The sequence below is a fragment of the Actinosynnema sp. NPDC059335 genome (assembly GCF_042752395.1).
Taxonomy (GTDB): Bacteria; Actinomycetota; Actinomycetes; order Mycobacteriales; family Pseudonocardiaceae; genus Actinosynnema.
The window spans coordinates 53,367-62,205 of record NZ_JBHYXZ010000013.1 but is presented as its reverse complement, the minus strand read 5'-3'; the positions used below and the strand labels follow the sequence as shown (position 1 = coordinate 62,205).

The following is an 8,839-nucleotide window of genomic DNA, read 5'->3' as shown; positions in this document are numbered from 1 at the left end:
GTGTGGTGGGGGGGGGTGGGGGGTGGCGTGTCCACCACCGCGCGGGGGCCCCCCGGGGGGGGGCCCGGGGGGGCCACCGACGGTGATCACTTCAGGGCGTAGGCCCGGATGATCGTCTGGTCGACCGAGTTGCCCGCCGCGTCCCGGGCCTGGGCCTTGAGCGAGACGAACGCCGCGCCGGCCGGGTGCGCGACCGCCGCCAGCCACCGCTGACCCACCTTGACCAGCGGCACGGGCCGCCAGGACGCGCCGTCGTCGTACGACACCTGCACGGCGGGCCTGCCGACGTCGCGCGTGTCGGTCGTGCCGTTGCGCTGCACGTACACCGGGAACGTGAAGGGACGCCCGGCCGCGGCCCGGTTGCGGTCGTCCAGGGACGGCGCGAACCGCACCGCGAGCAGCGGCAGCGCCGCCGGCTCGTCGCCCGCGACGTGCTCGGACGTGAAGGACCAGTCCGCCACCACGCGGGTGGACAGCTCGGCCACGCCGGACCGCTCGGCCTCGGTGCGCACGCGGTACGTGCCCCTGCCCGGCGGCACCACGCCGGACACCGCGCCGTCGTACGGCGACTCGGCGAGCAGCACGCCGTCGCGGTGCAGCGTGGTCTTCGCCGCCGTGACCTCCGAGAAGCCGTAGTGGTTCGGGTCCTGGTCGCTGAACATCGGCGCCGAGACGGCCACCTCGTCGCCGAGCCGACCACCCCACTCGGCGGCGCGGGTCATCGGCGGGAACGCCGGGCCGAACACGGCGGCGTTCCACTTCTCGGTGGTCGGCCGGTCGAAGCGGCGCGCTTTCGCGGTGCTCTGGGACGTCTGCGGCGGGAACGCCTGCGGTTCGGGCATCTGCAGGAAGTCGCCGTGCCAGTCGACGCCCGGCGAGTAGTACCGGTCGACGTGCAGCGGCAGCGGACCGCCCGCCATCTGGTCGAGGAACCCCGTCTGGCCGGCGCCGCCCGCGGCCGCGACCGCCTTGACCTTCACCAGGTCGCGCCGCTGGAACGCGCGGTCGAGCCGGTCGGGCACCGCGCCGTCGTGCGACCACGCCACGGAGTACTGGTACGGGCTGCCGAGGTAGGAGCCGTCGCCGTCGGGCTTGGCGAGCCGGCCGGCGACGGAGAAGCCGGCCACGCCGGGCGCCGAGGTCTTGGACGGCGTGAACAGCACGTCGCCCGGGCGGAACCCGATGAAGCCGGTGCCCGTCTCGCCCCAGCTCGCCGTGCGGCGGAAGTACACCTCGGTGCGCCCGACCTCCGCGCCCGGCTCGTCCACCGCGAGCGCGATCGGTTTGCCCGCCCGCGCGTCGAACACGGCCTCGGTCGGACCGGTGACGGTGAAGCTGGGCTCCAGCACCTGGGTCACCTGCCGGGTGGCCGGCGTCTCGATGAACGCGTCGGCGTAGAACGTGCCCTTGGGCAGGCGGGCGACCACGGTGCCGGACGGGTCGTGGTCCAGGTACGCCATGCGGTGGTCCACGTCGACCAGGCGGTAGAAGTACTCCGGGGTGGGCGCGCCGGTGTGGTCGAGGAACGTGAGCTTCACGTCGTAGCTCTCGACCTCCTTGGTGAACCCGATCGGCGTGCGCAGCGTCGTCGCGCCGCCCTCGACCACGAGCGCGCCGCCGTACCGGCCGTCCGGCGCGTCCACCGAGGTGGTGACGGTGACCCGGACGGTCGCCTCGCCGCCCGGCGGCACCGTGACCGACGACGGCGACACCGCGACCATGCCGGCGGGCGCCGGGTCCCCGTTCGGGTCTCGCAGGTCCGCGGCCGGCTCCAGGGTCACCGGGGCCGGGCCGGCGTTGTGGTAGGCGACCTCGGCCACCAGCGGCTGGTCGTCGTGGTGCGGCCACCGGGCCACGCCCAGGCTCAGCGAGGCGGGTCGCGCGGTCAGCGACGTGGTGACGGCCGCGGCCACGTCGAGCCGGCCCGCGCCCTGCTCGTACGGGGTCAGGTCGGCGTTCGGCCGGGCGCTCGCCATGAGCGCCGCCTTGATCCGGTCGGCGGCCCAGTCGGGGTGTCGGGCGGCGAGGATCGCGGCCGCGCCCGCCACGTGCGGCGTCGCCATCGACGTGCCGGACAGCGCCACGTGCCCGTCGTCGGCCGGGGCGCCGATGCGGCCGAGCTTCGCCTTGGCCGCGACGATGTCCACGCCCGGCGCGGTGATGTCCGGCTTGATCGCGTGGTCGGACCAGCGCGGTCCGCGCGAGGAGAACTCGGCCAGCCGGTCGGACCGGTCCACCGCGCCGACGGTGAGCGCGCGGTCGGCCGCCGCCGGGCTGCCGATGGAGTGCTCGCCGGGGCCGGAGTTGCCCGCCGCGACGACGAACAGCGCGCCGCTGTCGGCGGTGAGCCGGTTGAGCGCCTGGGACATCGGGTCGGTGCCGTCGGTGCGCATCGAGGCGCCCAGGCTCATGTTGACCACGTCGGCTCCCGCCGCCACGGCCCACTCCATGCCCGCGATGATGTCGGACTCGCGGCCGCCGCCGTGGTCGCCGAGCACCTTGCCGTTGAGCACCACGCTGTCCGGCGCGACGCCCTGGTAGCGGCCGGAGCCGGTGATCGTGGCGGCGACGTGCGTGCCGTGGCCGACGCGGTCGTCGGTGTCGGGGCTGTCGCTGAAGTTGCGCGACTCGACCACCGCGCCCGCGAGGTCGGGGTGCGTCGCGTCGACGCCGGTGTCCAGGACCGCGACCTTCGCGCCCGCGCCGGTGTGCCCGGCCTGCCACGCCAGGGGCGCGCCGACCTGCGGGACGCTGCGGTCCAGGGTGGCGCGGACGGGACCGTCCAGCCACACCTCCCGCACGCCGGACGCCCGCAGGCCGGTCCAGAACGCGGTGTCCTTGGCCGCCTCGACCGCGTACCCGCCGACGCTGGGCAGCGGCTGCCCCGCGACGGCCGGGCCGGTCGACGTGACGATCAGCGGCGTCACCCGGGTCGACCGGTCGTCGTACCCGGCCCGGATCAGGCCGCTCACCGCGAACAGCCGCTCGTCCAGCCGCCCCGACCGCAGGTCCCCCAGCACGTCGGTCGGCAGCACGTGCAGGTCGCCGTGCTCGTCCAGCCGCTGCACGAACCCCACGTCGCCGCGCCCCCGACCGGGTCGCACGTCGGCGCGGCCACCGCGCACGGTCACCACGTCACCGGTCACGAGCGTGACCGTCCCCTCCGGTGGCGCGCCGTCCCCCCGGCCGCCGGTCGGCGGCGCGGGCGCGGCCGACGACGGAACGGTCACCACCGCCGTCACCACCGCCGCGGCCAGCGCGAGCGCCAGCGGCGCCGCGATCCTGCGTGCCCTCGTGCCCCAGGCCATCGGACTCCCCTCGTCGTGGCGGCGCCTCCGCGGTCGCCACTGCCCTCGGTGACTAGGACACCCCGGAGAGCGACGGCGTTGCTTCGGGGAGGCGCAGCCGGGGCCGCGACACCCGATCGGCCCAGTCGTCGGCACGTCGTGCTCCGGCGGCGGCCGGTCGCCGGTCCGGCCGGCGATTCCGCTGTCCGGACGACGCCGGCCGCGGGGCCGCGCGGATACGTTCGAATCGATTCAGTGGACATCTCGCAATGGAGCGACCATGCCCAAGTCACGCACGACCGCGGCCATCGCGGCGCTCGCCCTGGCCCTCCCGCTGGTGGCCGCGCCGGACGCGCGGGCCGCCGTCCTCGTCACCGCGCTGCCCGGCCTGCCCGGCTACCCGACGCACCGCGCGGTCGCGGTCAACGACCTCGGCCAGGTCATCGGGTTCACGTCCGGCAACGGCGCGCCGCACACCGTGCACTGGTCGCCCGGCGGCGCGGCCACCGACCTCGGCGCCGGCACGCCCTCGGGGCTCAACCAGGTCGGCCAGGTGCTGATCCAGGAGGCGGTCAGCGGCGCCGGGCCGTACGTCCAGCGGCCGCGGATCTGGCAGGCGGGCGGGGCCACCGACATCTCGCCGGGCAGCGGCTGGGTCGTCGCGTCGGCGATCAACAACAGCGGCTCGGTGCCGATGACCACCTCCTCCTCGTCGTCGGGTTACCACCAGGAGCGCGCGATCCTGTGGCGCGACGGCACGCACACGACGCTGCCGGTGTCCGGGCCGCACCTGTGGCTGAGCGCGATCAACGACGCCGGTGTGGTGGCGGGCGCCAAGCTGCCGATGTTCAGCGGGGACGCGTACGCGTTCCGCTGCGCGACCACGACGACGTGCGAGCGGCTGGCCACGGTGCCGGGCTCGGGGACGTACTCGGTCGAGGCGATCAACGGCGCGGGCGTCGTCGTGGGCAACCAGGGCACGCAGGCGTTGCGGTGGGACGGCTCGGGCGTGACGGTGCTGGCCGAGGACGGCGGGGTGGCCAACGGGCCGCAGGCGCTCAACGAGCGCGGTGACGTGGTCGGCTGGACCAGGCAGTTCACCGGCGAGCGCAAGGCGGTGCTGTGGCCCGCCGGCGGCAAGCCGGTGGACCTGGGCGTGCCCGGCCCGTCCGAGGCGGTCGCGGTCAACCAGCGCGGCGACGTGATCGGCTGGACGTCGGCGGCCAACCCGGACGCGCCCCGCGCGTTCCTGTGGCGCAACGGGACGGTGACCTACCTCGGTTCGCTGGGCGGCGCGCACAGCCTGCCGACCGCGTTGAACGACCGGGGCACGGTCGCGGGCGAGAGCACCACCGCCGACGGCACGCTCAAGGCCGTCAGGTGGACCCTGCCCTCCCCCGCGCCGAGGCGCTGATCAGGGCTGGAAGCGGTAGCCCCGGCCCGGTTCGGTGACCAGGTGCCGGGGGTGGGCCGGGTCCGGTTCGAGCTTGCGCCGCAACTGGACCAGGTACACGCGCAGGTAGTGGGTGGCCGACGTGTGGTTCGGCCCCCACACCTCCGCGAGCAGCCGCTGCGGGCTGAGCGCCTCGCCGCCCGCCCGCACCAGGGCCTCCAGCAGGCCCCACTCGGTCGGCGTCAGGCGCACCTCGGTCCCGTCGCGGTGGATCTTCTTCGCGGTCAGGTCCACGGTGAACGACGCGGTGCGGACGAGCGGCTCCTCGGCGGGGACCCGCCGGTGGGCCGAGCGCCGCACGGCGGCCCGCAGCCGGGCCAGGAACTCGTCCACGCCGAAGGGCTTGGTGACGTAGTCGTCGGCGCCCGCGTCCAGCGCGCGCACCTTCTCCGCCGAGTCCGTCCGGGCGGACAGCACGATGATCGGCGCGGTGGTGGCGCGGCGCAGGCCGGCGATCACGTCGACGCCGTCCGCGTCGGGCAGGCCGAGGTCCAGCACCACCACGTCGGGGTGCTCGTCGGCCGCGCGCAGCGCCGACGCGCCGTCGGACGCGGTGAGCACGCCGTAGCCGTGGGCGTTGAGCGTGATCCGCAGCGCGCGCACGATCAGCGGGTCGTCGTCGACCACCAGGACCGTGGTCATGCGGTCGTCACCGCGGCGGTCGGCAGCGAGATGACGATGGTCAGGCCGCCGCCGGGGGTGTCCTCCGCGGTGATGGCGCCGCCCATGGCGTCCACGAAGCCCTTCGCCACGCTCAACCCCAGGCCGACGCCGGGCGTGGCGTCGCGGTCGCCGAGGCGTTGGAACGGCGCGAACACCGCGTCGGCCGTGTTCTTCGGCAGCCCCTGCCCGTGGTCCACGACCCGCAGCTCCACCCGGTCGCCGTAGGCGCTGGCGCGCACCGCGACCTCCGGCTCGTCGGCCCGGATCCGGCCGTCGCCGTCCACGTCGACCAGGCGGCGCGGGGTGAGCCTGCCGTGCCGCAGCGCATTGTCGACCACGTTGGCGACCACGCGTTCCAGCAGGCCGAGGTCCGCGAGCACGGGCGGCAGGTGTTCGGCCACGTCCACGGACACCGTGTCGCGGTCGTCGATGCCGGCCAGGGCGCGGGCCACCACCTCGTCGTAGGTCACGGACCGCAGTTGCGGCACGACCGCGCCGGTGGCCAGCCGGGACGAGTCGAGCAGGTTGTCGATCAGGCCGGTCAGCCGGTCCGCGGACACCTCGACGGTCTCCAGCAGCTCCGACGTGTCCTGCTCGGACAACGCGAGGTCGGTGTCGCGCAGGCTGCCGACCGCGGCCTTGATCGAGGTCAACGGGGTGCGCAGGTCGTGGCCGACGGCGGACAGCAGCGCCGTGCGCAGCTCGGTGGTCTCGGCCCGCCGCTGCGCCTCGGCCGTCTCGGCGGCCATCCGCTGCTGCCGCAACGCCATCAACGCCTGCCCGGCCGCGGCCTCCAGCGCCCGCTGGTCGGCCGCGGGCAGCGTGCGGCCGCGCAGCGCCAGGTGCACGTCCGCCGTCACGGGCACGTCCACGTCGGCGTCGTCGGGCTCGGCGCACGGCCGCGGACCCACGCACGCCACCCGCGCCCACGTCCCGTCGCGCCGCTCCAGCAACGCCACCGACTCCAGCCCGAAGTTCTCCCGCACCTTCTCCAGCAGCCTCGGCAACGGGAACGGGCTGGTCAGCACCGTGCGCGCGTAGGAGGCGAGCAACGCGGCCTCGGTGCGGGCCCGCGCGCCCTGCTCGGCCAGCCGGGCCGCCCGGTCCACCACCAGCGCGACCAGCACCGCCACCACCAGCATCGCGACCAGCGTGACGAGGTTCGCCGGGCCGGCCACGGCCAGGCTGTGGTAGGGCGGGGTGAAGAAGTAGTTGAGCAGCCCGGCGCCGAGGAACGCGGTCGCCACCGCCGGGCCGTACCCGCCGACCAGCGCGACCACCACGGTGGCCAGGAAGAACCCGATCAGGTCCGTGGACGGCGAGAGGCTGTCGTGCCACAGCCGGCCCACCGCCGTCACCAGGGCCGGCAGCAGCACGGCCAGCCCCCAGCCGAGCAGTTGGCGGGACCGGGCGTGCTTCGCGCCGCCCCACCGCCGCCGCGGCCCGCGCCGGGCCTCGTCGTGGGTGACCATGTGCACGTCGATCGGCCCGGACGCCTGGATCACGGCCGCGCCGATGCCCTCGTCGAACACCCTGGCCAGCCGCGACCGGCGGGACGTGCCGAGCACGAGCTGGGTCGCGTTCACGCCGCGGGCGAAGTCGAGCAGCGCGGTCGGCACGTCGTCGCCCACCACCGTGTGGAACGTCGCGCCGACGTCCTCGGTCACCCGCCGCAGCCCGGCCACGAGCTGCGGTGACACGCCGCGCAGGCCGTCGCCGCGCAGGATGTGCACCACCATGAGGTCCGCGCCCGCCCTGGCCGCGACGCGCCGGGCCCGGCGGATCAGCGTCTCGCTCTCCGGCCCGCCGCTGATCGCCACCACGACCCGTTCGCGGGTCTCCCACGTGTCGGTGATGCGCTGCTCGGAGCGGTAGCGCTGCAACGCCACGTCCACCTGGTCGGCCACCCACAGCAGGGCCAGTTCCCGCAGCGCGGTCAGGTTCCCGAGCCGGAAGTAGTTGCCCAGCGCCGCGTCGATCTTGTGGGCGGCGTAGACGTTGCCGTGGGCGAGGCGGCGGCGCAGCGCCTCGGGCGTGAGGTCGACCAGCTCGACCTGCTCGGCGCGCCGCACCACCTCGTCCGGCACGGTCTCGCGCTGGCGCACGCCGGTGATGCGCTCGACCACGTCGTTGAGCGACTCCAGGTGCTGGACGTTGACCGTCGAGAGCACGTCGATCCCCGCTTCCAGCAGCTCCTCGACGTCCTGCCAGCGCTTGGCGTGGCGGGAGGCCGGCGCGTTGGTGTGCGCCAGCTCGTCCACCACCGCGACCTCGGGCCTGCGGGCGAGCAGCGCGTCGAGGTCCAGCTCGCCGTCGGACGGCCGGCGCGGCAGCTGCTCCAGGCCGTCGAGCAGGGCCGCGGTCCTGTCCCGGCCGTGGGTCTCGACCAGGCCGACGACCACGTCCGTGCCCCGTGCCCGGCGGCGGTGCGCCTCGCCGAGCATGGCGAACGTCTTGCCGACACCGGGGGCCGCGCCGAGGTAGATCCTCAGCTCGCCGCGCTTGCGCTTGCCGTCCACGGGGCCCAGTGTGCGCGCGTCCGTTGCGCCGCACGGGCGAACCCCGGTCCTTTACGCGGTCTTGACGGGCCGGCGCGGGCCGGCGTCGGAGTGTTCACCGGGTGTTCGGCTCGACGCACCACCCGGCTCGGGGCGCCGAACCGATACTCGGCCTGCCGCCGTCCGGGCCGCTGCGATCGGAGTTCCGCATGTCACACGACCACCACGCCCACGATCACCACCACGGGGAAGCGGAAGGCAGCCGGCGCGACGTCGGGGACGACCGGCCGCTCTCGGTGGCGCGACGCCGGTTCCTGGCCGGGCTGGGCGCGACGGGCGTGGCCACCACGCTCGGCGCGGTGCCCGCCCACGCGCACGACGACCGGCCGCCGGTCCCGGTGAACCCGTGGCGCGGCCGGGGGCGGTGGTTCGCGGGCGACCACCACACCCACACCAAGTACTCCTCCGACGGCCAGTACGAGGTGGCCCAGCAGGTCGCCAAGGCCCGTGAGCACGGGCTGGACTGGATCGTCATCACCGACCACGGCGGGGTGGCGCACGAGAAGTTCTCCGTCGGCCAGGTCGCGCCGGACGTCGAGCGCGCCCGCCGGGCGCACCGGGACGTGCTCGTCTACCAGGGTCTGGAGTGGAACATCCCGGGCGCCGAGCACGCCACGGTGTTCCTGCCGCCCGGCCGGTCCGCGGTGGACATCCTGCGCGCCTTCGAGGCCGCCTACGACGGCGGGATCCTGTCCACGCCCGCGGCGAGCGGCGGCAAGGGCCTGATCGCCCGCGCCACCTCGGCCGACGGCGAGCCGTACGCGTTGGCCGCCCTGCGGTACCTGGAGGCGCAGGTGCTGTCCGGCCGCACGGAGATCGCGCTGATGTTCGCCAACCACCCGGCCCGGCGCGGCGTGGACAGCCCGCACGAGCTGCGC

5 protein-coding genes are annotated in these 8,839 nt (G+C 75.4%); 2 read left to right on the top strand and 3 right to left on the bottom strand.

The annotated features are described in order from the left end of the window. Positions 1 to 86 precede the first annotated feature (86 nt). A complete protein-coding gene (locus tag ACFXGA_RS06635; RefSeq protein WP_378084876.1) occupies positions 87 to 3,308 on the bottom strand; it encodes a S8 family serine peptidase in 3,222 nt (1,073 codons plus the stop codon). Between the two features lie 259 nt (positions 3,309 to 3,567). Here ACFXGA_RS06635 and ACFXGA_RS06630 point away from each other — a divergent pair, with 259 nt between their 5' ends. Beyond that, a complete protein-coding gene (locus ACFXGA_RS06630) occupies positions 3,568 to 4,701 on the top strand; it encodes a hypothetical protein (RefSeq protein WP_378084875.1) in 1,134 nt (377 codons plus the stop codon). On the opposite strand, the gene ACFXGA_RS06625 is transcribed toward ACFXGA_RS06630, so the two are convergent. Both ACFXGA_RS06625 and ACFXGA_RS06620 read right to left on the bottom strand, forming a co-directional pair. Continuing rightward, positions 4,702 to 5,382, bottom strand: a complete 681-nt coding sequence (locus tag ACFXGA_RS06625; protein ID WP_378084874.1) for a response regulator — start codon at positions 5,380 to 5,382, stop codon at positions 4,702 to 4,704. Next, on the bottom strand, positions 5,379 to 7,922 hold the full coding sequence (locus tag ACFXGA_RS06620) for a DUF4118 domain-containing protein (RefSeq protein WP_378084873.1): 2,544 nt from the start codon (positions 7,920 to 7,922) through the stop codon (positions 5,379 to 5,381). The genes ACFXGA_RS06625 and ACFXGA_RS06620 overlap by 4 nt, the downstream gene beginning before the upstream one ends. Before the next feature lie 188 nt (positions 7,923 to 8,110). Between ACFXGA_RS06620 and ACFXGA_RS06615 the strand changes: the two genes are divergently transcribed. Then, positions 8,111 to 8,839 (top strand): PHP domain-containing protein (locus ACFXGA_RS06615; protein WP_378084872.1); only part of this gene is annotated, 729 nt, incomplete at its 3' end.